Genomic DNA, 26,884 nt, shown 5'->3' with positions numbered 1-26,884 from the left:
TAACAAAACATGTTATTTCAAAAGTCTAGACCCCTTAGTCTCCAAATTAGTACGTGTTACAATGACTTTGGCGCCGATAGTAACAACAAATTATTAGGGGGGACGATTTTGTTCAGTAAACGGATACAAGGGGTTTTGGTGCTGCTTTTAGCCATAACTTTTATGTTGGCAGCATGCAGCGGCAACAACGGAAACAACAACAGTTCTACAGGCAATTCAGCTGGAGAAAAAACGACTGACCCGGTAACGATTCGTTTCGCGTGGTGGGGCAGCGATGCTAGGCATCAGGCAACACTTGAAGCTATCAATAAATACAAAGAGTTGAATCTTAATGTAAAGATTGAATCAGAGTATATGGGTTTTGATGGTTATTCGAAGAAGCTGGCTACACAATTCGCCGGTAACTCCGCTCCTGATCTATTCCAGTACGTCAATGCCTTTAATGATCAATTAGGCGATTTCCTACTCGATTTGAAAACGACGGAACTAGATACATCAACATTCCCTGAATCAGCATTACGTGACTTCGCGACATACAAAGATAAGCTTATATTCATCCCAACCGGTCAAAATGCTTTTGGATCCATTTACAATGAAGCATTCTTTGATAAATACGGTATACCGAAGGATACTGTATGGACTTGGGAAAACCTGATTGAAGTTGGCAGAAAAGTACATGAACAGGATAGTAAAGCGTATTTGTTGTCGGCGGATATCGATACTATTGAGAAAGTAATCTTAATCCCGTACATTACACAACAAACAGGTAAAATATGGATTAATGATGATTACACACCTAACTTTACGGAGCAGGAGCTTGAAGGCGCATACAACTATTTGATGCAACTGTATGACAATGGGGTCCTTGAGCCTTTCGGCGACAGCACTGCTTTTGTAGGCAAGATGGATCAGAATCCTAAATGGGTTAAGGGTGAAATTGGCATGCTGTTCGATTACGCTGACAGCTATGATAAATATGTGCAATCGGTTACCGACGGGAAAATTTCAATTGGGCCATTTCCGCAACATCCAGACGCGAAACAAAGCTCCAATCCTCTTTCCGCAGGTCTTGGCTTTGCAATTAACGCTAATACGAAGGCTAAAGGGGAGACAGCGAAGTTTCTGGATTGGCTGGTCAATGACCCGGAAGCGGCAATCATTCTAAATACCCAGCGCGGTATTCCAGCATCAAGTGTCGCGCTGAAGGCGCTTAGTGAGTCAGGAAAGCTTCAACCGGAAATCAAGAAAGCCATAGAATATGCCAGCACCAAAGAATCGCTGCCGCTAACCGTACTTAGTGATAATGCGAATTTACGAGTGGCGCATGAGGATTCAATCCAAAAAGTTATTTATAAAAAGTTGAGTACGAAGGAAGGCGCTATTGAAGCTCTCACCAGTATTAAAGAGAAGCTGGAAGAGCTTAAAGAAGCTGTGCAGTAATCGTTTCCAGCTGCAAAATGTAACCGGGGGCGGTCATGTGCATGCATGTGCCGCCTTCCGAGCTAAATTTAATATCCTACTTTTCACATAAACTTAATAGGAAGGTGAAGATCACTTGGGCAATCGAAATGTCAAACACGCCTTGTGGGGTTTGTTGTTTATTTCGCCATGGGTTATTGGTTTTCTTTGTTTTCAACTTTATCCGCTCGCACTGAGTCTTTACTATTCATTGACTGATTCAAGTCTTGTTAAGATAGGTGAATTTATCGGATTAGATAATTACGTGAAGCTATTCACGAAGGATAAGGATTTTTTCCCGTCAATGAGAGTAACAGTGCTGTATACATTTGTTGCTGTTCCGGCTAAGCTTGCTTTTGCTTTATTGATCGCCGTTATTCTGAATAAAAACAGCCGAATGATGAATATTTACCGTACGGTTTATTATTTGCCGTCCATTCTTGGTGCAAGTGTAGCCATATCGCTCCTCTGGCGGTTTCTGTTTATGAATGAGGGGGTGGTTAACTCCCTGCTTGGTAAGATAGGCATCCCGAGCATCAACTGGTTAGGCTCTCCGAAAGTTGCCTTATATACAATCAGTTTACTTGTTGTTTGGCAGTTTGGTACTTCGATGGTGCTTTTCCTCGCAGGATTGAAAAATATACCAGCGGAATTGTATGACGCGGCTAAAGTGGACGGTTCCGGAAAGCTCCGCACCTTTGCCGCTGTTACACTACCTTTGCTGACGCCAATCATTTTCTTTAATCTGATTATGCAATTGATCGGAGCTCTGCAGGAGTTTACAGCTGCATTTATTGTCACAAACGGGGGGCCAATGAAAGCAACCTATCTAATTGGACTCAAAATTTATGACGAAGCATTTATGCAAATGCGTATGGGCTATGCTTCAGCCGTTTCTTGGGTACTGTTCTTGTTCATTCTTGTTGTGACGCTCTTGATTTTCCGCACATCGAGATACTGGGTTCATTATGAGGATGGGGGACGGAGCTAATGAATGTGACAACTCGCCGATTTGCAAAAAATGGACTACGACACTTCGGACTCGTATTAATCGGTCTGGTTATGATTTATCCACTGCTATGGTTGTTTTTTGCATCATTTAAAAGCAATCCGGATCTTTTTGGATCCCTCGACTTGTGGCCGGATCACTTTGTCTGGAGCTCTTACGCTAAAGGATGGGCAGGTTCTGGCCAGTATACGTATTCAACGTTTTTTGTTAATACCTTTATGCTCGTTCTACCAACGGTTTTGTTCACCGTTTTGTCCAGCCTCCTAGTCGGTTACGGGTTCGCACGTTTTACATTCCCGCTCCGGAACGTAGCCTTTGCGCTTATGATTACGACGCTTATGCTGCCGCAAACCGTCATTCTGATTCCACGATATTTAATTTTCCGGAATTTAGGCTGGGTTGACAGTTATATGCCGTTTATTGTGCCGGCACTGTTCGGATGCTTCCCGTTTTTCATCTTCATGATGGTTCAATTTATCCGCGGGCTGCCGCGTGAACTTGATGAATCCGCCGTGATGGATGGTTGTGGACCTATAACAATTCTGTTCAAGATCTTACTTCCGCTCTGTATTCCGGCCATGGTATCCGCGACGATCTTCCAGTTTATCTGGACATGGAACGATTTCTTCAACCAGCTTGTCTTCATAAACAGTGTGAAAAAATATCCGATCTCACTCGCGTTGCGGATGTCAATAGATGCAACTGGCGGGGCAACGGAGTGGAATCAAGTCATTGCGATGGCGATTCTATCGATATTGCCGTCGATGATTATATTCTTCTTGGCACAAAAATATTTCGTGGAAGGAATTGCAACTACTGGAATTAAGGGATAAGCGAATCTATCTATCAAAAGGGAGGATTCTAATTGAAGCAACCACTGACGGATTCAGGGATGATCGCTGCAGCGATCGACCGGGTTGTCAACCGCACGTTCAGGATGGATTTTGAAAAGTTAGCAGTTTTAGAGGAGGAAACGAAATAATGAGTGAGAACACAGAACAACAACCTGCTAGAACTGGTGCTCCATGGATATCGGATCAAGGTGACGGAACGTACATAAACCCCGTCTTGCACGCAGATTATTCTGATCCGGATGTTATTCGTGTCAACGACGATTTTTATATGACCTCCTCTAGCTTCTGCCATATTCCAGGCTTACCGATACTCCATTCCAAGGATTTGGTGAACTGGCGTCTTATCAATCATGCCATCAAACAAATGCCGCTCCCTGACTATGACCGTGTACAACACGGCAAAGGTGTATGGGCACCAAGCATTCGTTACCACGATGAGAAATTTTGGATCTTTTATGGCGATCCCGACGTAGGCATTTTTATGACGACTGCAGATCATCCAGCGGGGGAGTGGACACCGCTTCATCTTGTACATGAAGGAAAGGGATTGATTGATGCCTGTCCCCTTTGGGATGATGACGGTCAAGCCTACCTGATTCATGCGTTTGCCGAAAGCCGGTCTGGAATCCGACACAAGCTTCGTGTCTGCAGGATGTCTCCGGATGGTACACGACTACTGGACGAAGGTGAAATTGTTTTCAACGATCCGGAAGGTCATCCAACGATGGAAGGTCCAAAGTTCTATAAACGGAACGGATACTACTATATCTTCGCTCCAGCCGGGGGCGTTGCGGAAGGGTGGCAGACCGTGCTGCGGGCGTCTTTCCCGTTCGGTCCTTATGAAGACCGGATTGCACTTCATCAGGGCGATTCTCCGGTAAACGGGCCCCATCAAGGTGGATGGGTTGAACTCATCAATGGAGAATCCTGGTTTATTCATTTTCAAGATAAGAATGCTTACGGTCGCATCGTTCATTTGCAGCCCGTTGTATGGGAAGACAATTGGCCGCTTATGGGCATAAACCAAAACGCAGGCATCGGAGAGCCGGTGGTTTGCTTCCAGAAGCCAGATGTTGGCGCTGTTTATCCCATTGAGATACCAGCAACATCGGACAATTTTACTGAAGGACGGCCTGGCTTGCAATGGCAGTGGCAGGCTAATCCTTCACCGAACTGGCTACTGCCGACGCACGAAGGTACGTTGCGGTTGTGCGCAGATCGACTCCCGCAGCATGTGACAACGTTCTATGATGCGCCACAGTTGTTGCTACAAAAATTTCCGGCACTATCATTTCGAGCGACTGTCCGACTGGATATTGCCGGTATGCTTGGAGGAACTGAGGCGGGGTTAATCGTATTTGGTTACCAGCATGCTCGACTTGCAGCTAAGGTGATCGCTGGTACGGAAGAACGGGAGCTCATCTATACGGTCGGTTACCAGACGGAGGAATCTGTGATATGGCGAACCCCGATGAAGGGTACCATCGTGGATATTTATGTAAACGTCCGAGAAGGTGCTCATTGTGACTTTGCCTACAGGATGGATGGTGAAAGCTTCGAGTCTGTTCCCGCAGAAATATTCGAAGCGAGTGTGGATCGCTGGGTAGGTGCGAAGTTTGGTTTATTTGCTATTGCAGAAGTCACCGAAGGTGGGTATGCAGATTTCAAACAGTTTCAGGTGGAGTCGAATAAGTAATTCGCTATCCAAAGATTTGTAACAGATCCAAACGATCTTAAGCACAAATTGCCCGGATCAAATAGGTTTACAAGAATACCATGCTTAGCTTCTTCCACGGTCACCGTTTTCATTAATGCTTCTAAGCCCGCTTTCGCGGCGGAGTATGCTCCGAATTTTTCATATGCCACGATATCCATACTAAATGGGAAGCTTTTTTGTTAGAAGGATTCACGTTGAGGATAATATATCCAGGATAGTTATTACATTTTTGTTTATTTTGCTGATGCACATTATCAAAGGATTTAATAGGAATAAAAGGATTGAATTCTAAAATAGTAGAAAATCTATGTAGAAAGCCTTAACAGGGCATGATACTAGATGAAATTCGAGAGAAGATTGACAGATGTTTGTAGTTCTATTAAAGTATAATTAGTTACAAAATATTAACTACTGCCGAGTTTCATTTGAAAACGGGGGAACCATTTCCGGGTGAATTATTCTTGTGAGTAAGAGAATATAGGGAACCTTTAACCGAACCCTTAGCTAACTCCGTAGGCATTGAAGGGAGAACAAGGTTCTGAAGAAAGTCATCTTATCTTTATTAGGAGCTGCAGTTCTGTTCACAACCGCTGCACCAAGTATCTCTGCAAGTGAGGTTAACCTTGAAAGTGAAGTGAATCAGGTACTGGGAACCCCGTATTTATGGGGGGGTACTACGTCCATAGGGTTTGATTGTTCCGGATTTATATTGTATGTTCTGAAAAAGTTTAATGTGGAGGATCTTCCACGCACATCCCAATCTCAAGCCAAAGTAGGGACACCAGTAGCTAAAGAGAACCTGCGATCAGGAGATTTGGTGTTTTTTAATACGTTGGGTACGGGTATCTCTCATGCGGGCATCTATCTAGGCGATGATCAATTTGCTCACTCCTCGAGCAGCAAGGGAGTTAGAATAAGCAAGTTGGCGGATACATACTACAAAGATCGTTATGTCACAGCTCGGCGTGTAGTAGATCAAAAGAGTTATCTTAGTATGGTGAATTAGTGTATGTTGAGAAACAGAGGTTGTCCCATCAGCCACGATATGGCTGATGGGACAACCTCTGTTTTTCTGTGGAGAATACCCTCGATTCTGGACAGGATGCGTGTTGTAACAGAAATTACTTGCCGATAATAGAAGGGTACGCCTGTGGTTAATACAGGCGATAATAAGGAGCTTGAAATGAAAAAAAGAGGTTGTTTGAACCTTGGGGGATGTTCTAGCGAATGTCAGAGGGGAAGAGAATTAGCCCCGAAAGACAACTTGGAGCAGGAAAGCAGGAGGGATATGCGGAAATTTGTTATCACAGATATTCATGGGAAGCCAAGGGGCTGAAGCTGCTGCTCTTGGAGGCGGAAGTGGATCTCCCGGTCATTGAAGAAAGAGGGCTGGCACTGGTCAATCTGACGGATATGGAATATTACATGTATAAACAGGCGAACAACAAGGTTGAGCGGCGGAAGATTGGGTGTTTCTAGCTCTTGGTTGGCTGGTAAAAGAACAGGAGGGTTCAGATTAGATGTCCCAAGTGCATGATAATGAAATACTGTCGTATGAAGTGAATTATGAGGCTGAGCAAATCATTATGCATACTAGGTATGACTATCCTCAATTGCTGGAGCATACGGATATTGTTTTCTCGGGAGTGCTGTGCCATTGGTTTGAAGGGGAACTGCCGGGAAGTATTATCCTTGATATCGATGCCTATGGAATCCCTAGTTTCATCAAAGAGAATACAGAGCTGCTGAACAAACAAAAGAACTACGGCTGGCCCAAGATGTATGATACTCTCGAAGAATTGGAGTCAACGCTGACTGCTGAACAATATCAATACTTCGTGATATCTTCTTCCTATGGGCTGAATGGCTGGATAGTTGCCAAAAGCTGTGACATTAAAGTGCAGCAGTTAAGGGGCGATAGCCGTGTGGATTCATGCAACATCAGAGAACAGCTGATGCAAGACCTACAACGTATCGAAGACGAGCACTACCACCTGCGTGAGGGAGAGCGGGAACAGGACTTCCTGACGTTGATGCTGCAATATATCGGGGACCCGGAGCCGGAGCTGCGCGATAATCTGATCTATCCTACCTTCTATGAATGGATTATGGAACAGCAAAAGTTCACGGACGATGAGCTGCGCATCCTGCTCAGAACGCTGACTGATGAGCAGCATCTGTTCTATCAGATCGGGAGCGAGGGGAGTCCGTCTGTGTTTACGCGAACCTTCGCGGTGCTGCCGGTAGCTTTAATTCTGATGCGCCACAGGAAGCAGCCAATTCTGAAGCCTGCTGAATTCCTGGCTGTGAAGGGTGCATTACTGCGTTATTACCGGGAAGAGAAGGACCTGCGCGGTTATGTGGCTGAAGGAGGCTGGGCACACAGTGCGGCTCATGCGGCAGATGCGCTGGATGAGCTGGTGCAATGTCCGGAAAGTGACACATCTGTGCAACTGGAGATTCTTGCGGCTATTCAGGGCATGCTGCACAATGGTCTGTCCACCTTCGCTGAGGAAGAAGAGGAACGGATCGCTACCATCGTGGACACCATGCTGGAGCAGGAACTGCTACCGGAGCAGCAGGTGGTGGAGTGGATCGGCGGTCTGTCCGCATGCGCCAGCCAGCCGAAATGCCGAGAGCAGGTAATCGCCCGTGTGAATAGCAAAAATTTGGTCCGCTGTCTCTACTTCAGAAGAGTACAGGGAACCCGCAGCCCTGTTCTTGAAGCCGCGCTGCTTGCTGCCGAAGCTGCATTGAACAAATTTGCCGTACAGAATACGAAGTGATGAGACTGGAACATCTCAAAATGACTAAGGAGGGAGCTGCAGCAAACGGAGTGACACTTGTGGACAGGAAGCATTGCGGTACAAGCATGACATTAGCGGACAGGGATGATTGTTGCGGACCTCATAGCTCTTATTTGCTGGATATCGGGTGTTTTCGGAGGCTAACGGACCGAGGGGCCCTTATGTGCTGATCTGGGCAGCTAATGGGTCTGATTTGGGCACAATAAGGGCTCTCTGAGTCCGTTAATCCGCTAAAAGGGTTAAATCGGCGGAAATAGCGGCTCCTCGGTCCGCAGCCTGGCTGTGATGGTTACTAAACGAGAATACCAGCTTGTCCCCATCAAAAGTGTTGCCTTGGTATTCCTCGTACTGCCCTTGAGTATAATTGGAGACGGTTCTGCGCCAGAAAGCTTGGGCGGTGGAGTTCTTTGCAGACGGGTTGGTGAATAGCTGCCAGCTGCCTCTGAAGCTGTCGAACACGCTGGCTGCCGCCGCTTCCGCGATACCCTGACCTCTGAACGGGTTCATCACAAAGAAATCATTCACAAAATAATCGACACCTGGAGCACAATGCGGCGGAGTGGCGATCAAGGCAAAGCCGACAGGCAGATCATCTGCCAGAATCAGGTGGGGGTACAGGCAGCCGGGCTTCTCCCACCAGATATTCTGGACGTCATATTGATCCTGCAACGTTACATAATCCTCGCTGTCCTCGAAGATGCTATGGCGGTTAGGCAGATGTCCGGGCACAGGCCCGTAATGTCCAGCCAGGTCATGGAGGTAGAGCGGATACATATTTTTGATCAGATAAGCATCCTTGGGGTCTGTTACTTTCACCCTAACATTCATCATAATTAATCCTCCTGCAACGGTTCGATATGTTCAAACAAAAAGGAACGGTGACTCAGAAAGCAGCTGAGATAAGCCTGAGCGTAAGGTTGTTCTGCTATCAAATCAGCGGTTTCTCTTGGATCGGCGGCATGATGTGCGTAGTTCTCGATCATACACATGATGAAAAAACACTCCAGTCTCTGCACATAATCATCATCCAGCGCGCTGATCTGGCTATACCCCAGCAGATGCATCCGTCGCTGCGCCGGGCTTAAACCCAGCAATACAGCAGCCATATCATATAGGAAATAGCCATATCCACATCGTGCGAAATCAATCGCATATGGGGTATCCTGATCAAACACCAGATTACCCAAATGCAGATCAGCGTGGATCATACCGAAATTCGCTGGCGTGGGAGTCATAAGCCCCAGCTCCTGGAGAACCAATTCGGCGGCGTTCCGATAATTAGTCCAGGCTTTCTCTGTCAAAAAGCAGGGATAGTGCTGCTCCAGCTGTACCATCTGTCTGCGAAAATGGTTGGCATCATACGTGGGACGCACAAATCCGGCCAACGGCAGGAAAACAGCAGCTGCCTGATGAAGCCGGGCGGTCAGCCTGCCGATCTGTTGAACACAATCCACTGACAGCGGCTCCTCCGCAAGTTCGCCATCGATCCAGTGCATAAGCGTGACCCTCGTCTTCCGCAGTCCCTGTTCATCGCCGATCTCCACCACACTTTCGCCATTACGGGCTAATACACCTTCCGTTACCTTCAGCGCATCGTGCTGATTCAAGGCCTGAAGCCAGACTAATTCAGAACAAATTTCCGGTTTGGTCAAGTGTTCACGGTGAATCCGCAGCAGGTAGCTGCCTGTGCTGCTTGTCTCTATTTTATAGGTGATCGTATCTGAACTCTGAATAAAGCGGATGTTAGTCCATTCCAAGTCATAGTGTAATAAGGCAGATAATGCGGCATTTCTTGCATCCTTCAGCACATCTATCATCCCTTCACCTCCTAATGATTACTATAGTGAAGGATTCAGCAGGGTTATATATAATAAATGGTTCAGAACGATAGTCTGCTTACAAAAAAGAAGCCGCACCGGGGATTCCGATGCAGCTCCACCTGATTCTTTAGCCTTCTATTTCCGGCAGAAACGGCTGCCGCCTCTTCAGAGGACGGCGATGCCATTTCTACTTGCGATACACAATTTTTTTGATACTGTGATCGGATAAGCCAAACCGCTCAGAGAGCCGGTCGATGGATTCTCCGGAGGAGAACCGCAGCCGGATGTCCGCATTCCGTTCGTTCAAATAACGGCGGCTTCCGGACTTCTCCCCCCATTTTTTGCGCAAGGGTGCTGCGGTTGGTATGTACACCATCCCGCCATTTACGTATTTCTGGATTTCCTTCAGCAGAGGCTCTGGGAAGACCTGATCTGCATTTACATATTTCATGATAGCTCCGCTCCTTATAAAGAATTTGAGTCTTTGTAAGGGAGCAAAGTCACTACTGCAAACAAGCGATTTACCTGCGGCGGATTTCGGGTATCAGCTCTATGCAAACAACCGCCGTTGTTTGAAGTGTAGACTTTGCATAGAGCGGCTTAAGAAACTTGCCTGAAAATGGTTCATTAACAGGACCTCCTCATGGATAGTGATCAATGTGTCAGGAAAGATAAGAATGTACTTCAGGTCTCTGCAATTATAACATTCATCAGGGGTTCTTCTCGACCATCCTGGCTTCCGTGAATAGCATGCTGAATGTCTATCCGCAGTTTGCGCGGGGCTTCGAGTCGATCCATTCGATTTCGGAGGTGCTGACGTCGACACAGGTGTGCCGCAGACAACGGTACTCTTCTCGGGAACCATCCGCGACAATATCACCTTCGGCCGGGCGATGCTCCGTGATCCGCAGATTATTCTGCTGGATGAAGCGACGTCAGCGCTGGACAATATCTCGGAGTTCATCGTGCAGAAGGCGATTGACCGAGCTGATCCGCGGGCGGACCACCTTCATCGTGGCCCACCGGCTGTCCACGATCAGGAATGCCGACCGCATTGTCGTCATGAAGGACGGGCAGGTGGCCGAGGTGGGCAGCTTCGAGGAGCTGATGAGCCGGCATGGCGTTTTTTATGAATTGAAGCAGTTGCAGGAGTAGCGTAGTAGAGGTTGCAGTGCGAGCTGAGCAAGGAGTAACTAGCTAGCTTAGACCAGCCGCCGGGGAATTTACGGTGGCTGTTTGCTGTTATGCTGACGGTGATATTATCCTGCAGTCAGGCAGCCGCCGCCAATTCCTGCAAAACTGCAGGTTTTTCGCACACCAATTAAGCCAACGTCGAAATTCCTGTAAAACTGCAGTTTTTTCAGCTAATATTCCCCCTATGGAGCAAATTACAGCACAAAACCTGCACATTTGCAGGCATTCGCTCAGAATCGCCTAATATCGGCTAAATACCTGCATATTTACAGGTTTGGCTGAGTAACCACCTAATCTGAATTCGCGGAACGCTGAGCAAGATGGAGAACGTGAAGTCCCCAACTGGACGGGCTATACCAGCGGATTCCTAGGAGTAGATACGTTAGCAACGGTATCGTTGGAATAAAATTGGATGCACTTTCGCAACTGAATCTTTTCTCTCAATATAACTGTATTTTCCTGTTAAAAGGACTATAATGAACTGGCTATCCAAAGGACTGTACCTTATTGCGGATAATCGCCAGTTTATTTTTCTGTATCTGAACATAACCAGGGTGCATAGCGGCACTTTCTGTTGATATATAAATGGGGTGTGTAGCAGGACGGATTCCGGTCAATTTTGCCGGGATTATTCTGTATAGCTCAAGGGTAACTTATAGTACGTGAACTTATGAATGTTATATTTGAAGGTGGGTGAAGGTTCATGATGTCCTCAGTCAAAAGATTCCTGATCGGGCGGCCGCTGAAGTCAGATCAGCTCGGCGACCAGAAACTAAACAAAACAAAGGCGCTGGCAATCCTGTCGTCCGATGCGCTGTCCTCGGTGGCTTACGGGCCGGAGCAGATCCTGCTGGTACTGATTACGCTCAGCGCGGCGGCGTTCTGGTATTCCATCCCGATTGCAGCCGGAGTATTGGTGCTGCTGGTGGCGCTGATCTTGTCTTACCGGCAAATTATATTCGCCTATCCCCAAGGCGGGGGAGCTTATGTGGTCTCCAAGGAGAATCTGGGCATCTACCCCGGACTGATCGCCGGCGGTTCCCTGCTGGTCGACTATATTCTTACGGTTGCGGTAAGTGTGTCTGCGGGCACGGACGCGATTACATCCGCTTTTCCAAGCCTGCATGCTTATAATGTGCCTATAGCCATCATCTTCGTGCTGTTAATTACAACGCTTAACCTTAGAGGGGTTACCGAGTCGGCTTCCTTGCTGGCTTATCCCGTGTATCTGTTTGTGTTGGCCCTGTTTGTGCTGATTGCCGTGGGTATCTACAACATTCTGACAGGCCAGGTATCGGCGGAGCTGCATGCTCCTCTGGGTACACCGGTTGCCGGAATCAGTCTGTTTCTGCTGCTGAAGGCCTTCTCCTCCGGGAGCTCGGCGCTGACCGGGGTGGAGGCCATCTCGAATGCGATCCCCAATTTCAAGGAGCCTTCCCCGAATAATGCAGCCAAAACTCTGCTGGCCATGGGTTCACTGCTCGCCTTGTTATTCTCGGGCATTGTATTCCTGGCATACTATTACGGGATTGTTCCGCGGCCTGAGGTTACGGTGGTGTCCGATATCGCTGAGCAGATTTTTGGCCGTAATTTCATGTATTATTTTATCCAGGGCACTACGGCTTTAATCCTGATTCTCGCCGCAAACACCGGTTATTCCGCCTTCCCGCTGTTGGCTGTCAACCTGGCCAAAGACAAATTCATTCCCCGGATGTTCACCATCCGCGGCGACCGGCTGGGTTATTCTAACGGTATTCTGATTCTGGGCCTGCTGTCGATTGTGTTAATCGTGGTTTTTAAAGGCCGGACCGAGCATCTAATTCCGTTATATGCCGTTGGGGTGTTCATCCCGTTCACGCTCTCCCAGAGCGGTATGATCGTCAGATGGGTCCGTAAGAAACCCGAAGGCTGGGTAATGAAGCTGATTATTAACGCTACGGGAGCGCTGATCAGTCTGATTGTGACGATGATGTTCTTTTTGACCAAATTTACGCAGGTATGGCCTGTGCTGGTATTTATCCCGCTGATTCTGGTCTTGTTCCACCGCATCCACAAGCATTATGAAGATGTCGCGGACCAGTTGCGGATTACGTCCTGTACGAAGGCACTGCCCATTGAAGGTAATATCATTATCGTGCCGGTGGCGGGCATCACGCATGTGGTGGAGAATTCGCTGAATTATGCCAAGTCGCTGTCTGCTTACCAGATTATTGCTGTTCATGTGCCGTTTGAAAGAGAAGATGAGCAGGTTTTTGAGCAAAAATGGACGAAATGGCAGCCGGATATCCGCCTCGTATCGCTGTATTCGCCTTACCGCAGCATCATTCATCCGCTGACCAAGTTCATTGATACGGTGCAGCGCAAGGCGAGCGAGTCGAACTATCAGGTGACGGTCATTGTGCCGCAGTTTATTCCGAAGAAAGGCTGGCATAACATTCTCCATAACCAGTCGAGTCTGCTGCTGCGCGCCCATCTGCTGTACCGCAGGAATGTAATTATCACCACCGTGCCTTATCATTTGAAGAAATAAGGCCATTGAAATGAAGCTGCGGCTGAGATATTAACTGAAAAAAGCTGCTGAGAGGCGGCTTTTTTGAAATATAAGAATTTATAGGTTTCACTCCATAAATTATCCTTCTATTTCTCGCAGAAACGGATGCCGCCTCTTTCAGAGGACGGCATCCGTTTCTACTTGGTGCGGCTACTCGGTGGGAACGCGGCTCTTAAACTAACTAGCGCTGCTGGGTGTATTCTGCTGTCGATTAGTTAAGTAACCAACGCTTGCTTCATTGCTAACTGTATTTTGTACATTTATTTTGGGTGAAAAACCGCTCCTGAGGACTTTAACTGCATTCTGCGCAGTTATTATTGCTCCAAACGCTGCTTTATCGCTGAATGGGGATTTTTAACTGCACCAAATACACTTATTGGCCCATTTCAAGTAAAATCGGATGATTTAAGTGTACGAAATGCAGTTAAGTCTGTCCCCCCCCAGCTATAACACACACTTCTATCACACACCAAGCCCCTTAAGTCGTATCCCCCTTCACCAGCGTAACATCGACCGTGGTATTGTTGATCAGCTCGCCGTCAGCGTTCTCGATCATCTGGATCAGCGTGTTGGTCAGCATGACGCCGATCCGGTCGCTGGGCTGCATGATAGTCGTCAGCTTGGGATTCTGCAGCATGCGGGTGAAGCTGTGGTAGTCATAGCCGATAATCTTCAGTTGGCTGGGCACGTCAATGCCATGCTGCTGCGCATACAAATATAACGCATAAGCCACAAGATCGTTACTGCAGAAGATGCCATCATATTCCTGCAGCCGCTCCGGCGTAAGGTTCTCGTGAATGAATGTCCAGAAGTAGTTGAAGGTCAGCTTGTTGTGGGCCCCTTCGATGATGTCATAAGCCACACCATGTTTCATAGACGTAATCACAAAAGCATCCCGCCGCCGGTTGGACAGAATATCCAGCTCCAGCGGACCGGAGATGTGCAGCAGCCGTTTGCAGCCGAGGCCAATCAGGTGCTCGGTAGCCAGCTCGCCGCCCCGATAGTTATCCGATCCCACACAGGGGATGGTAGACGAGATGAAGCGGTCAAAGGACACAATCGGGAACGGAACCTTGCGGTAGCTCTCGATATCCATCGTATGGCTGCACATAATAATCCCGTCGACCTGATTCTGGCGGAGCATGCTGATATACTTCGCTTCTTTGTCCGGATCATCCAGCGAGTTGCAGACCAGCAATTTATAGTTGCGCTCATTGGCGCTCATTTCGACATATTTGATCAGATCCGAGAAAAAAGGGTGGTTGGAGTCCGGTACAATAATGCCGATGAAATAAGATTGGTTCTTCTGCAGCGCCCGGGCAATCTGATTGGGATGGTAGTCAATCGACTCCATCGCTTTCTCCACTTTTCTGCGCGTCTCCTTACTGATATATCCCCGGTTGTTCATCACCCTGGAGACTGTGGCTACCGAAACGCCTGCCGCCTTGGCCACATCTTTGATCCCTGCCATACCTTCAGCCTCATTTCATAAATGCTGTACTATCTATTCGATATTGATACGAAAATCCCTTGGTAATCCTGCTTTGGAATGTAATAACGTTACCACATATATAGCTAACATTGCGATATTTTATCATGATTATATCACGTTATATATAATAATATTATGTGAAAACGTTTGACATAATATTCTGTTAACTATAAAATAGGCTGTGTTCAAAAGCATACATAGAGAGGAAGAAAAGAATGTTGAAGAGAACGTTTTCAATGACGATGATGGTTATTCTGATGGTTTCTGTGCTGGCTGCTTGCGGAGGCGGTAACAATGCAGAGGGGAATGCCAACACAGGCGGCGCCAAGACAGAGATATCGGTGCTGGTCGGTAAACAGGAAATTTCCAAGCAGTTTGAGGAAATGGTGAAGGAATATAACGGTTCGCAAGATAAAGTGAAAGTATCCCTGATTCCGACAGCCGGACAGAATGGCTACGAACGGATCACTACACTATATGCATCCAACAATGCGCCGAACATCATGCATTTTCTGAGCGAATTCGGAGTTATGAAGGACAAGCTGGCAGACCTGTCCGACCAGGAATGGGTTAAGAACGCCAACAGCGGCACGCTGGATTATGTAACTGAAGACGGCAAGGTATATGGTATGCCGATGTCGATTGAAGCTTTTGGTTTCTTGTACAACAAATCCGTATTGGATAAAGCAGTAGGCGGCAGCTTTGACCCGGCTACGATCAAGACACAGGATGATCTGAAAGCCTTGTTTGACAAAATTAAGGCTTCCGGCGTCAGCGCGTTCCACATTTCACCGGTGGATTGGTCGCTTGGGGCACACTTCACAAATGTATTTATGGCCAATGAAGCACCGGATCATGCAGACCGCGTGAAATACCTGGAAGATCTGAAGAGTGGTTCCGTTGATCTGGCTGCTGACAAGGTATTCAATGGCTGGCTGGACACGTTCGATCTGATGAAGGAATACAACTCCGCCAAGGATTCTCCATTGGCTGCACAATACGATGATGCCCCAATCCTGCTGGCTGATGGTGAAGTAGGCATGTGGTTTATGGGCAACTGGGCTTATACCCAGATCAAAGAGATTGACCCGGATGGCGAATATGGTTTCCTTCCCGTACCGGTCAGCAACAATGCCGAAGACTTCGGCAACAGTAAAATTTCTGTAGGTGTACCTGAGTATTGGACGGTAGATGCCAGCCAATCTACACCTGAAGAACAACAAGCCTCCAAGGACTTCCTGAACTGGATGGTGTCCAGCGAAAAGGGCCAGGATTATTACGTCAATCAATTCGGCTTCCTGCCGGCATACAGCAATTTCACTACTAAACCATCTGATCCGGTATCCCAATCGGTATTGTCCTATACGGATGCTGAACAGACACTGGAATGGATGAACTCCTATTATCCGCCAGAAGCTTTCCCGGCAATGGCAGCTTCCATGCAGAAATATCTGGCCGGTGAAACAGACAGAGCAGGTCTGACGAAGGAAATTCAGGCGTACTGGAACCAAGCGAAATAAGACAAAGATAATGCCATCAAGTTAGCTGGCCGGGGATAAGCATTCACTGCTTGTCCCCGGCTGACTAATCAGGGTAGGGACTGGAGGTTGCCATGTATAACGAAAAAACATTTTCAAGCAAGCTGAAGGTATTTATGATCTTCGGATTTGTGCCTTTGTTTGCTTTTATAACCGTCATCGTGATTCCTTTCCTGATCGGGATCTTCATGACCTTCACGAACTGGAACGGATCATCCTCGTCCTTTGATTTCATGGGACTGTCCAATTACACGGCTGCATTCTCTGATCCTGTCTTCTGGACCTCGATGTGGACCACACTGAAATATGTATTAATTACGCTGGTGCTGACGAACGTCGTCGCTTTCGCACTGGCCCTGCTGGTGACCAGCGGGCTGAAAGGACAGAACTTTTTCCGCGCCGGATTTTTTACACCGAATCTGATCGGCGGAATTATTCTCGGTTTTGTATGGCAGTTTATTTTCTCCAGAGTTATGACGTATGCAGGTACACAGCTGGACTGGGGGTTCCTCTCGGCTTCCTGGCTGGGTGACCCGGACAAAGCATTATGGGCACTGATTGTTGTCGGTGTATGGCAGAATGCCGGTTATATGATGCTGATCTATGTGGCAGGACTTGGCGGTATCTCGGATTCCTTGCTCGAAGCGGCCAGTCTGGATGGAGCCAAGTTCTGGCGCCAGCTGTTCAGTGTCAAAATCCCGCTCATGGTTCCCGCGTTCACGATCAGCCTGTTCCTGACGCTGCAGCGCAGCTTCATGGTGTATGACACCAACCTTTCGCTGACCAAAGGCGGGCCGTTCCGCTCCACCGAGCTGATCGCCATGCATGTATATAATGAAGCGTTTGTGTACCAGAATTTCGGACCCGGACAGGCGAAGGCCTTTATTCTGTTCGCGGTGGTTGCTTTTATCGCAATAATGCAAGTTAGCATGATGAAGAAAGTGGAGGTGGAAGCATGACAACCACAAGCCGTTCCCAGAAAGCACTGTTTCTCGCTCTGAATATAGTGCTGCTGGTTTTGTTTGTGTTTCCGCTGTTTATGATCCTGGTCAATTCCTTCAAGGACCGGGTGGATATTGTGCGTAGCCCGCTGTCGCTTCCTGCGGAGTGGAGCTTTAAGAACTATAGTGAAGCCTACACCACCATGGGTTTCACCTCGGCTTTGCTGAATTCCCTGCTGATTACCATAGTGGCAGTTATTTTAATTCTGATCTTCTCGTCCAGCTTTGCCTTTTTCCTGGTGAGATGGAAGTGGAGAATGAACAACGTCATTCTGATGATGCTGATTGCGTCGATGATTATTCCGTTTCAGGCGATTATGATTCCGTTCGTGTCCCTGTTCGGGAACCTGCACATGCTGAACAGCAAGTGGTCGCTGATCTATTTCTACCTGGGCTTCGGCATCAGTCTGTCGACCTTTATGTACCATGGATTTGTCAAAGGGGTGCCCAAAGAGATGGACGAAGCAGCCCTAATTGACGGAGCCGGCAAGGTCCGGTTGTTTACGCAGATTATTTTTCCAATTCTAAAACCGATTACGACGACGATTGCCATCCTGAACGTGCTGTGGATCTGGAACGACTTCCTGCTTCCATCGCTTGTACTGGTATCGCCGGAGGACCGGACCCTTCCCTTATCGACCTTCTATTTCTTTGGAAAATATACATCGAATTATGGCGTCGCCATGGCAGCCCTTGTCTTCTCCATGATTCCTGTTGTCATATTCTATATCGTGATGCAGCGCCAGATTATCCGGGGTGTGGTAGAAGGCGCAGTGAAATAACACATTCCCTTAATTAAAGGAGAGACAAGCTATGGACCGCGCCTGGTGGAAAGAAAGTGTTGTGTATCAAATTTATCCGCGCAGCTTCAATGACAGCAATGCGGACGGCATCGGGGATATCCCCGGCATTACGCAGAAGCTGGATCATCTGCAGGATCTCGGCATCGATGTGATCTGGCTGTCGCCGGTGTACCAATCGCCGAACGATGATAACGGCTACGATATCAGCAACTATCGGGCGATTATGGACGAATTCGGCACGATGGCCGATTTCGACGAGATGCTGGAAGAGGCCCATAAGCGGGATATCCGAATTATGATGGATCTGGTGGTCAACCATACCTCGGACGAGCATGCCTGGTTCGTGGAATCGCGTGAAGCCAAGGACAGCAGCAAACGTGATTATTATATCTGGCGTCCAGGCAAGGGTGGAGAAGCACCGAACAACTGGGGTTCATTCTTTGGCGGAAGCGCCTGGGAATATGATGATGCTAGCGATGAATATTATCTGCACCTCTTCAGCAAAAAGCAGCCTGACCTCAACTGGGAGCACCCGGAGTTGCGCCGTGACGTGTATGAGATGATGAACTTCTGGCTGAACAAGGGTGTCAACGGCTTCCGCATGGATGTCGTGAACTTCATTTCGAAGGACCAGAATTTCCCTGACGGGGAGATGACCGGAACCGGGTATGGCGACGGCAATCCGTATTTCGTCAACGGGCCGCGGATTCATGAATACATGCATGAGATGAATCAGGAGGTATTGTCCAAGGCGGATACGATCACCGTCGGGGAAATGCCGAATGTAGGCGTTGAGCAGGCCAAGCTGTATACCGGCAGCGAACGCGAGGAACTGAACATGGTCTTCCACTTCGAGCATGTCGATGTGGGCAGCGGCGAATACGGCAAATGGTCGCCGCAGCCGTGGAAGTTGACCGACCTGAAGACGATTGTCACCACTTGGCAGGAAGGCCTGGAAGAGAAGGGCTGGAACAGCCTGTACTGGAGCAACCATGATCAGCCCAGAGCGATTTCGCGCTTCGGGAATGACAGTGAGGCCTTCCGGGTGATCTCCGGCAAAATGCTGGCGACCTGCCTGCATATGCTCAAAGGAACGCCGTATATTTATCAGGGCGAAGAGATCGGAATGACGAATATCGCCTTTGAGTCCATTGAGGAATACCGTGACATCGAATCCTTGAATGCCTATAAAGATTTCACCTCGCGTGGCACGATGAGCGGCGATGAGGTCATGCATGCAATTCATGAACGGGGCAGAGACAATGCCCGGACACCGGTGCAATGGTCGGCGGAAGATCATGCCGGCTTCACCACAGGCGAACCTTGGATTGCAGTGAATCCTAATTACAAGCAGATTAATGCCGAAGCGGTCCTTGCTGACCCGGACTCGGTATACCATTATTACAAGCGGCTGATCAAGCTGCGCAAACAGAATCCTGTGATTGTCTATGGTAAATATCAGCTGCTGCTTGAGCAGGATGAACAGATTTATGCGTTCACCCGTGAACTGGACGGGGAGCGGCTGCTGGTGCTCTGCAATTTCTCGCAGGAAGAGCCAGCCTTTGCCTTGCCGGAGGGGATTGACCTCACCGGAAGTGAAGTGCTGATCTCCAATTATGAAGTGGGCGGGGAAGCCGGGCTTCCCGCGCTGAAGCTGAGACCGTACGAAGCCAGAGTATACAGACTTAACTAGGGGACACGGGTGCAAGCAGCGGTCAGGAGAACAAATTTCAACTTGGAGAGGAATTTACTATGCAGATCAAAAATGAAGCCATGCTGATCACCTACGCCGATAGTATGGGGCGGAATCTGAAGGAACTGAACGAGGTGCTGGAGAAGCACTTGCATGGCGTAGTAGGCGGCGTTCACCTGCTGCCTTTCTACCCTTCTTCGGGCGACCGGGGATTTGCGCCGATGGATTATACGAAGGTTGACCCTGCTTTTGGCGATTGGGCCGAAGTGGAAGAGATGAGCAGCAAGTTCTACATGATGTATGACTTCATGATCAACCACATCTCGCGCCAGTCCCCATACTTTCAGGATTTCCTGGAGCATAAAGACGAGTCCAAATATGCCGATCTGTTCATCCGGTATAAGGATTTCTGGCCGGGCGGCGAGCCGACGGAAGCCGATGTGGATCTGATCTACAAGCGCAAGCCGCGTGCGCCGTATGTGGAGGTTACCTTCAAGGATGGCAGCACCGAGAAGGTATGGTGTACCTTCGACGAGCAGCAGATCGACCTGGACGTGACCACGGAAACGACCCAGCAATTTGTGCGCGACAATCTGACCTTCCTGGCGGATAAGGGGGCTTCGATCATCCGTTTGGACGCTTTTGCCTATGCTAATAAGAAGATCGGCACGAACTGCTTCTTCGTGGAGCCGGATATCTGGGAGATGCTGAAGCTGTCGGAGCAGGTGGTCGAGCCTTACGGCGTCAAGGTGCTGCCGGAGATTCATGAGCATTACAGCATTCAGCAGAAAATCGCCGGACAGGACTATTACGTCTACGACTTCGCGCTGCCAATGCTGGTGCTGCATGCCCTGTTCAGCGGCAGAGTGGAACGACTGGCCCACTGGCTGGAGATCTGTCCACGCAAACAGTTCACTACCCTCGATACCCATGACGGTATCGGCGTAGTGGATGTGAAGGACCTGCTGACTGATGAGGAAGCGGAACTGACCCGCGAGAGCCTCTACAGCCAAGGTGCGAATGTGAAGAAAATCTACAGCACAGAAGCTTATAACAATCTGGATATTTACCAGATCAACTGCACTTATTATTCTGCTCTTGGCAACGATGATCAGGCTTACTTGCTGGCTAGAGCGATCCAATGCTTCGCGCCGGGCATCCCGCAGATTTATTATGTCGGTCTGCTGGCCGGAGAGAACGATATTGAGCTGCTGGAGAGCACCAAGGAAGGCCGTAACATCAACCGCCATTATTATACGATGGATGAAGTGAATGCAGAGGTGGAGCGTCCGGTTGTACAGCGGCTGTTCCAACTGCTGAAGTTCAGAAACAGCTGTCCGGCGTTCGACGGCGAGATCACTGTTGCTCCGCAGGGCGACAATGTGCTGGATATTACTTGGCAGCATGAAGGTCACGAAGCCAAGCTGGAAGCCAATCTGCTGACCAAACAATTCGTTATCCTGGCCAAAGAGCAGGGGACGGACTGGAAGCAGGTATTCTAGAGTTTGAAGTTGGAGCAGGCGCTCCTGCCGCAGGGTTTTGCGGTGGGAGCGTCTTTTTGTTTTGTGCTCTTATTGGGCCGGATATATATAAGGAAAGCAACCAACGAACCAACGAACCAACGAACGAACGAACCAACGAACGAACGAACGAACGAACGAACCAACCAACCAACCAACCAACCAACCAACCAACCAACTACTGTTCACTCGCCCCCTGCGTGATAACCAGCGACCGTCGATCAACGCACCCCTTTCTCTTTCTATCCGCTCCCCCAGCTTCCACCAGGCCTTCAGAGTAAATAGATGCAAATCAGCACTTAATTCCGCCCAAATGTGGGATTATGAAGAATTAAGTGTCGAAAGTGCAACTAAATTCATACGTAGGAGGGGGATTCGGCCAAATCGGCTGGATTAGATGCGTTTTCGCACTTAAATTAGTTGAAAGTCTGAAATCGACCGAAAATAGTTGCAGTTTTGCACTTAATTGGTAGGTTGGGTGCGTTCGATGTTCAGCAATTGGTAGGTTGGGGTGCGCGAATGTTCAGCAATTGGTAGGCTGGGGTACGCTCGATGTTCAGCAATGTCTGCATATGGAGGACTCCACTCCAATTAGGGGGCTGAAGAGTAAATAGATGCAAATCAGTACTTAATTCCGCCTCGCGCCCCTACAGTGGCGCCCACGGCTTAACGCCCGCGCCCCTACAGTGGCGCCACGGCCCACCGCCCAAAGCCCGCGCCCCTCAGCCGCTCGGCTTCGAGCGCCGGAATTCGATCGGCGTCACGCTGAAGCTGCGCTTGAACATGCGGTGCAGGTAGGAGCTGCTGGTGAAGCCTGCGGCGGAGGCGATCTCGGAGACCGAGAGGTCGCTCTCCTTCAGCAGCCGGCAGACCGCGGTCATCCGCACCTCCATGATTAAGTCCACAATCGTGGTCATGGTCTGCTGCTTATACAGCCGGCTGACATAGATCGGCGACATATTCAGCTCGTCGGCGATCTGGTTCAGACTGAGGCTGGGGTCCATGTAACGATCGCTGATCTTCTGATTGATCTGGCGGATCAGGTCGCTCTGCTTGGAGCTGCGTTTATCTGCCTGCCGCTCCTGAATGTCTGCAAATAGCCGGCAATAGGCCGCCTCCAGCTGCTCCAGCGTCTCATAATCCTCAAGCAAGGGCAGTTGCGGCACCCTGCTTTCCGTTGCCGGTGAGCACTTGACAATGTTGTCCAGAATCCGCTTGATCGTGAAGCTGATCCGCGACAGCGTCAGCTCCAGCACGTGGTACGGATACTGCTCCATCCCACGCAGCATCTGGGAGAAGTATTCGAGTGCCTCCTCCGTCCGGCCTCCCGTAAGTGCCTCGACCAGCTTCTTCTCCAGATCGGCCGGATAGGCATAGAGATTCTTCTGCAGCTCCCCGATATACCCGGCATCGATGATGCAGCCATGTCCGTAGAACAGCCTGTGCTTGGAGGCTTCCCGCGCCGCCTTGTACAGCCTGTTCACCTGCTCGGCGTTGTCGCTGGCCGGACTGTAGACCAGCGACAGGCCAATCTTCAGATATTCGCGGCAAGCCTCGCGGATCTGCCGCAGCAGCGCGTCGATCAGTCCGGCATCCAGCTGTTCCGCCGGAGGCAGGCCGCTGAGCAGCATAACCACACTGTCATCGTTCATATCGACCGTCTCTACCCGGCAGGTCTGGCCGCAGATCTCCGAAGCGATATTCATAATCGCGAACTTGTATGGGAGCAGGTAGGAACCCCTCTCCTCACGCAGCGTGGAGTAATCATCGATCCGCAGCAGCACCAGCCGGTACCCTTCACTGAAGCCGAAGGCGGCACCGAAGGACTGCGCTTCCCCCTGCCGCAGGCTCTGTGGCGATTTCATGCCAAGCACAAGGCTGCGCAGCGCATTCTGGCGGATCGTGAACATACTGTTGCGTTTCTCCGCTTCCAGCGCGTTCATTCGGGTGACAATCGAATCGATCGGAAGATACAGCCGTTTGGACAGAATCCTGGAAATCAGCAGACCCGCCAGTAGAATTACGACCGAGATCAGCAGCGTTGTATTGCGGATCTGCGTGGTCTGCTCGGTAATGATGTCGTAAGGTGTGATGCGGACGTATTGCCAGCCGAGCGAGTCCGGCGAAGTATAGGAGACCAGCGATTTCTCCCCCCGGAAGGAGGCGGTGAAATACCCGGCAGACTGTGCTGCCACCCGGCGCTCCAGCCAGCCGTTCTCCTCCGCAGCCAGCGGTTCCAGTGTCAGCCCGCTTCCCGAGAGGAAACGCCCCTGGTCATCCAGAATATAAGTGGTGCCGCTGCCTGCAACAGCATCTTCGCCCTCGGGACTGCCTCCGGCCAGTTCCCGGTTGATCCAGGAGGCTGAAATATTGACAATAACGGCCGAATTAATCGCCCGGTCCCAGTTAATCGCGTCATAACACAGATAGGTGTAGACTGGAATCTCCTCCGTGAACTCCTTCCCCAGTGAATAGGTGCGCGGAATGGGGGTGAAGGTTCTGTAATCCTGGTAATGCTCCAGCATCGAGATAATCTGCTTATCTACCAGCTCCTCACGGGTGAATACGCCATTCTGGCCTTGTGCGGCAGAGATATAGATCGTGTCATTGTTGGGATTGTAGACATAAATGGACTCGATGTAGGGCATTGAATTCAGGTAATTGCCCAGATCGGACATCGCTGCCGTGACCTCATATATCGAAGGTTCATTATAAAACAGCAGATGTGAGATCGTACTTGTCCGGTACAGCTGAAATGAAAGCGTTTGCGCGACTTCAGCCATGTTCACGACTTTTTTGCCCGTCTGCGTCAAGTCTTTAAGGTCTGAACGGAAGGTCTGCGTCTTCTCCACGCCGATGTAATAGGTATAGTAAACAAAGGTAGACACCAGAAAAGTCAACGATATGCACAGCGTAATGGTTCTCAGCAATTTGCCGTACAGCACTCGAGTTCTCCGCATATCGTTATTCTTCATAACGAACCCCCCGGATCGTAGTATGGAACAGCAGCCAACGTTTGGATTATTTTTCCTGTATGACTCTTCCCATTATAAATCCCCCGTTGTGAACAGAACAGTGCAGCTAGGCTAGATTCCTGCATTTTCGCAAGAGTTACGGTGTGAAGCATTCTGAGATTTATGCACAAAACAGCTATTTCCGCACCTATCCGCAGATCTGCTCTTGAAATTTCCGCCCCTACAAGCACCAGAAGGACGCTAAGGCGGGTCCGCCGGGACCTTTCGGAAGCCTGAAGCCGGCCAGCCGCCAGGACATACAAGTTGCAATTGTTCAGCCGCCGATTCGCCGGATACTGCAGAAATACCCTCAAGCTTCACTATGTCAGAAGAACGGACCGCCGTATAGTAAAACTACACCTGAAGCGGGGAGCCAGACCTTCCCATGGATGACAGCGATATTTCTATATAAAGGAGAGTGAGAGGCCTTGAGTCAAACCTCAGCCAAAGCAATCTCTGCGGCCGGACTCAGTGTTCAAGCCGATGGAGGGGCGCGTCTAAGGACAGCCAGAAAGAAAAAGGGTTTTATTTATGAGCTGGTGCACAACCGGATAATGTTTCTGATGCTGCTGCCTACGCTGATTTTTTTTCTGATCAATTCCTATTTTCCGATGATTGGCATCTATTACGCGTTCACCCAGTTTGACTTCAACACCAGCATGTTCAACGCTCCGTTCGTGGGGCTGCAGAATTTCGAGTTCCTCTGGAAGTCCGGTACGCTGGTGAAGCTGACGATGAATACGATTGGGTATAATGTCGCTTTTATCGTGCTTGGCAATGTGCTGGCGATATGCTGTGCAATCCTGCTGAGTGAGTTGAACGGCAAATGGTTCAAAAAAATCAGCCAATCCGTGCTGTTCCTGCCCTACTTCGTGTCCTTCGTTATCCTAAGTGTCATCGTCTACAACATGTTCAATTATGATAGCGGTTTCTTGAACACCATGCTGCTCCAGCTTGGCCTGAATCCGGTGGATGTGTACAGCAAACCGTGGGCTTGGATCTTCCTGATCATTATTTTCTACCTGTGGAAGAATCTCGGCTACAGCATGGTGATCTACCTGGCGGCCATTACGGGCATCAGCGACGAATATTATGAAGCGGCTAAGATTGACGGGGCGAATATTTTTCAGCGGATCTGGTATATCACGGTGCCGATGCTGAAGTCCACGTTCGTGGTGCTGCTGCTGTTCGCGCTCGGAAGTATTATGAAAGGGCAATTCGACCTGTTCTATCAACTGATCGGCAACAACGGGCTGCTCTACAATACTACGGATATTCTCGATACTTATGTCTACCGTTCGCTGAAGGTAACCTTTGATGTGGGAATGGCGACGGCTGCCGGGGTGTACCAATCCCTGTTCGGCTTCATCCTGATTATGACCGTGAACTATATTATCCGCAAAATAAACGACGACTACGCTCTGTTCTAGGAGGAAAACACATGCCTATTCAAAAGGACAACTACACCCGGCTGCTGCACAGTATCGCCTATGTGGTGATTATCGGGCTGTCGGTTGCCTGTCTGCTGCCGTTTCTGCTGATTATCTCCGCGTCGCTGACCAGCAATGAATCGATTATCCGCGACGGCTACCATCTGATTCCCGGCCAGTTCTCACTGGAGGGGTACAAGACGGTGTTTATTTTTCCCCAGGAGGTGCTGCGGGCTTATGCCGTGACTGCGTGTGCAACCGTGATCGGGACAACGATGGGCCTGTTCTTCATGACGATGGCCGGGTATGTGCTGGCCCGCAAGGACTTCAAATACCGCAATGGCTGCGCCTTCTATATCTATTTCACGACCTTGTTCGGCGGCGGGCTGGTGCCGTGGTACATCATGATCACGAAGTATCTGGGGCTGCTGGATTCCTATGCCGTGCTGGTGCTGCCGGGCCTGATGACGCCGTTCCTGATTATTCTGATGAAGAATTTCGTCAAATCGGCGGTTCCTGAGGAACTGTTCGACTCCGGCAAAATCGACGGGGCGGGCGACTTTCGCATCTACTGGCAAATTGTGCTCAAGCTCTCCATGCCGGGCATCGCCACAGTGGGCCTGTTCCTGGCGCTGTATTACTGGAATGACTGGTTCACCTCATCCCTGTTCATCAATGACACGCATAAGTACCAGCTGCAGTTCTACTTGTACAACGTCATTAATTCGGCACAGTTTATTGCCCAGATGGGGGCCGGAACCGGGGTGTCGCTTGCTACAGAGGTGCCGACGGAATCGACTAAGATGGCGATGGCGATTGTCGTCACCGGGCCAATTCTGCTGCTCTACCCGTTCGTGCAGCGTTATTTCGTCAAAGGCCTGACGATTGGAGCCGTTAAGGGTTAGAACCGCTTCGGCTGCGGGCCCTTGCGGGGGCGTGCAGCGGAAACGGCTGACATAAGAAACAGAAACAAAAGGGAGGAT

22 protein-coding genes and 1 riboswitch are annotated in these 26,884 nt (G+C 49.4%); of the genes, 16 read left to right on the top strand and 6 right to left on the bottom strand.

Annotation, left to right across the window (positions count from 1 at the left end; all coding sequences use genetic code 11):
* Positions 1 to 108: 108 nt before the first annotated feature.
* From B9T62_RS26605 to B9T62_RS26590, 4 genes are all read left to right on the top strand, one after another.
* Positions 109 to 1,440, top strand: coding sequence for an ABC transporter substrate-binding protein (locus B9T62_RS26605; RefSeq protein ID WP_157794023.1), 1,332 nt, complete (start codon positions 109 to 111; stop codon positions 1,438 to 1,440).
* 115 nt (positions 1,441 to 1,555) lie between these two features.
* Positions 1,556 to 2,449, top strand: coding sequence for a carbohydrate ABC transporter permease (locus B9T62_RS26600; protein WP_087918040.1), 894 nt, complete (start codon positions 1,556 to 1,558; stop codon positions 2,447 to 2,449).
* Entirely contained in the window at positions 2,449 to 3,300 is an 852-nt protein-coding gene (locus B9T62_RS26595; RefSeq protein ID WP_087918039.1) for a carbohydrate ABC transporter permease, read from the top strand. Before B9T62_RS26600 ends, B9T62_RS26595 begins: the two co-directional genes overlap by 1 nt.
* Positions 3,301 to 3,448: 148 nt before the next feature.
* Positions 3,449 to 5,017: a glycoside hydrolase family 43 protein gene (locus B9T62_RS26590; protein WP_087918038.1), complete on the top strand. Its 1,569-nt coding sequence runs from the start codon at positions 3,449 to 3,451 to the stop codon at positions 5,015 to 5,017.
* Here the strand turns inward: B9T62_RS26590 and B9T62_RS26585 are convergent.
* Positions 4,996 to 5,196: an SDR family NAD(P)-dependent oxidoreductase gene (locus tag B9T62_RS26585; RefSeq protein ID WP_087918037.1), complete on the bottom strand. Its 201-nt coding sequence runs from the start codon at positions 5,194 to 5,196 to the stop codon at positions 4,996 to 4,998. The two genes, B9T62_RS26590 and B9T62_RS26585, sit on opposite strands and share 22 nt — an antisense overlap.
* A 244-nt stretch (positions 5,197 to 5,440) precedes the next feature.
* A riboswitch (cyclic di-AMP (ydaO/yuaA leader) is annotated at positions 5,441 to 5,572 on the top strand.
* Between the two features lie 4 nt (positions 5,573 to 5,576).
* On the opposite strand from B9T62_RS26585, the gene B9T62_RS26580 reads away from it, so the two are divergent.
* From B9T62_RS26580 to B9T62_RS26565, 3 genes are all read left to right on the top strand, one after another.
* Positions 5,577 to 6,044, top strand: a complete 468-nt coding sequence (locus B9T62_RS26580; protein ID WP_087918036.1) for a C40 family peptidase — start codon at positions 5,577 to 5,579, stop codon at positions 6,042 to 6,044.
* Positions 6,045 to 6,265: 221 nt separating this feature from the next.
* A complete protein-coding gene (locus B9T62_RS26575) occupies positions 6,266 to 6,517 on the top strand; it encodes a hypothetical protein (RefSeq protein ID WP_087918035.1) in 252 nt (83 codons plus the stop codon).
* Between the two features lie 476 nt (positions 6,518 to 6,993).
* A complete protein-coding gene (locus B9T62_RS26565) occupies positions 6,994 to 7,824 on the top strand; it encodes a DUF2785 domain-containing protein (RefSeq protein ID WP_087920439.1) in 831 nt (276 codons plus the stop codon).
* Positions 7,825 to 8,067: 243 nt separating this feature from the next.
* Here B9T62_RS26565 and B9T62_RS26560 read toward each other — a convergent pair whose 3' ends face one another.
* The 3 genes from B9T62_RS26560 to B9T62_RS26550 all read right to left on the bottom strand — a co-directional run bounded on the left by B9T62_RS26560 (position 8,068) and on the right by B9T62_RS26550 (position 10,116).
* Positions 8,068 to 8,676, bottom strand: coding sequence for a GNAT family N-acetyltransferase (locus B9T62_RS26560; RefSeq protein WP_245864072.1), 609 nt, complete (start codon positions 8,674 to 8,676; stop codon positions 8,068 to 8,070).
* Between the two features lie 2 nt (positions 8,677 to 8,678).
* Positions 8,679 to 9,662: a phosphotransferase enzyme family protein gene (locus B9T62_RS26555; RefSeq protein ID WP_087918034.1), complete on the bottom strand. Its 984-nt coding sequence runs from the start codon at positions 9,660 to 9,662 to the stop codon at positions 8,679 to 8,681.
* Positions 9,663 to 9,852: 190 nt separating this feature from the next.
* The gene (locus B9T62_RS26550; RefSeq protein ID WP_087918033.1) at positions 9,853 to 10,116 is read right to left on the bottom strand and encodes a CD3324 family protein; all 264 of its coding nucleotides are present in this window, start codon (positions 10,114 to 10,116) and stop codon (positions 9,853 to 9,855) included.
* Between the two features lie 299 nt (positions 10,117 to 10,415).
* Between B9T62_RS26550 and B9T62_RS26545 the strand changes: the two genes are divergently transcribed.
* Positions 10,416 to 10,820 carry a P-loop NTPase family protein gene (locus tag B9T62_RS26545; protein ID WP_211296357.1) on the top strand — a complete coding sequence of 135 codons (405 nt, stop codon included), beginning with the start codon at positions 10,416 to 10,418 and terminating at the stop codon, positions 10,818 to 10,820.
* A 742-nt stretch (positions 10,821 to 11,562) separates the two neighbouring features.
* Positions 11,563 to 13,389, top strand: a complete 1,827-nt coding sequence (locus B9T62_RS26540; protein ID WP_087918032.1) for an APC family permease — start codon at positions 11,563 to 11,565, stop codon at positions 13,387 to 13,389.
* A gap of 499 nt (positions 13,390 to 13,888) precedes the next feature.
* On the opposite strand, the gene B9T62_RS26535 is transcribed toward B9T62_RS26540, so the two are convergent.
* On the bottom strand, positions 13,889 to 14,881 hold the full coding sequence (locus B9T62_RS26535) for a LacI family DNA-binding transcriptional regulator (protein WP_087918031.1): 993 nt from the start codon (positions 14,879 to 14,881) through the stop codon (positions 13,889 to 13,891).
* A gap of 236 nt (positions 14,882 to 15,117) precedes the next feature.
* Here B9T62_RS26535 and B9T62_RS26530 point away from each other — a divergent pair, with 236 nt between their 5' ends.
* The 5 genes from B9T62_RS26530 to gtfA all read left to right on the top strand — a co-directional run bounded on the left by B9T62_RS26530 (position 15,118) and on the right by gtfA (position 21,439).
* Positions 15,118 to 16,422 carry an ABC transporter substrate-binding protein gene (locus B9T62_RS26530; protein WP_087918030.1) on the top strand — a complete coding sequence of 435 codons (1,305 nt, stop codon included), beginning with the start codon at positions 15,118 to 15,120 and terminating at the stop codon, positions 16,420 to 16,422.
* Between the two features lie 92 nt (positions 16,423 to 16,514).
* Positions 16,515 to 17,399, top strand: coding sequence for a carbohydrate ABC transporter permease (locus B9T62_RS26525; protein WP_087918029.1), 885 nt, complete (start codon positions 16,515 to 16,517; stop codon positions 17,397 to 17,399).
* Entirely contained in the window at positions 17,396 to 18,223 is an 828-nt protein-coding gene (locus tag B9T62_RS26520) for a carbohydrate ABC transporter permease (protein ID WP_087918028.1), read from the top strand. The genes B9T62_RS26525 and B9T62_RS26520 overlap by 4 nt, the downstream gene beginning before the upstream one ends.
* Positions 18,224 to 18,254: 31 nt before the next feature.
* On the top strand, positions 18,255 to 19,937 hold the full coding sequence (locus B9T62_RS26515; RefSeq protein ID WP_087918027.1) for a glycoside hydrolase family 13 protein: 1,683 nt from the start codon (positions 18,255 to 18,257) through the stop codon (positions 19,935 to 19,937).
* A 59-nt stretch (positions 19,938 to 19,996) separates the two neighbouring features.
* On the top strand, positions 19,997 to 21,439 hold the full coding sequence (gene gtfA, locus B9T62_RS26510; RefSeq protein WP_087918026.1) for a sucrose phosphorylase: 1,443 nt from the start codon (positions 19,997 to 19,999) through the stop codon (positions 21,437 to 21,439).
* A 740-nt stretch (positions 21,440 to 22,179) separates the two neighbouring features.
* Here the strand turns inward: gtfA and B9T62_RS26500 are convergent.
* Positions 22,180 to 24,432: an AraC family transcriptional regulator gene (locus tag B9T62_RS26500; protein ID WP_087918024.1), complete on the bottom strand. Its 2,253-nt coding sequence runs from the start codon at positions 24,430 to 24,432 to the stop codon at positions 22,180 to 22,182.
* A 593-nt stretch (positions 24,433 to 25,025) separates the two neighbouring features.
* Between B9T62_RS26500 and B9T62_RS26495 the strand changes: the two genes are divergently transcribed.
* Together B9T62_RS26495 and B9T62_RS26490 are read left to right on the top strand one after the other, a co-directional pair.
* The gene (locus tag B9T62_RS26495; RefSeq protein ID WP_157794202.1) at positions 25,026 to 25,901 is read left to right on the top strand and encodes an ABC transporter permease; all 876 of its coding nucleotides are present in this window, start codon (positions 25,026 to 25,028) and stop codon (positions 25,899 to 25,901) included.
* Between the two features lie 11 nt (positions 25,902 to 25,912).
* Positions 25,913 to 26,806, top strand: coding sequence for a carbohydrate ABC transporter permease (locus B9T62_RS26490; RefSeq protein ID WP_087918023.1), 894 nt, complete (start codon positions 25,913 to 25,915; stop codon positions 26,804 to 26,806).
* The last annotated feature ends 78 nt before the right edge of the window (positions 26,807 to 26,884 follow it).

Origin of the sequence: Paenibacillus donghaensis (assembly GCF_002192415.1) — a bacterium.
GTDB classification, from domain to species: Bacteria; Bacillota; Bacilli; order Paenibacillales; family Paenibacillaceae; genus Paenibacillus_AQ; species Paenibacillus_AQ donghaensis.
Note: the sequence above shows the minus strand (reverse complement) of the source record. Positions and strands in the feature narration are given on the sequence as shown.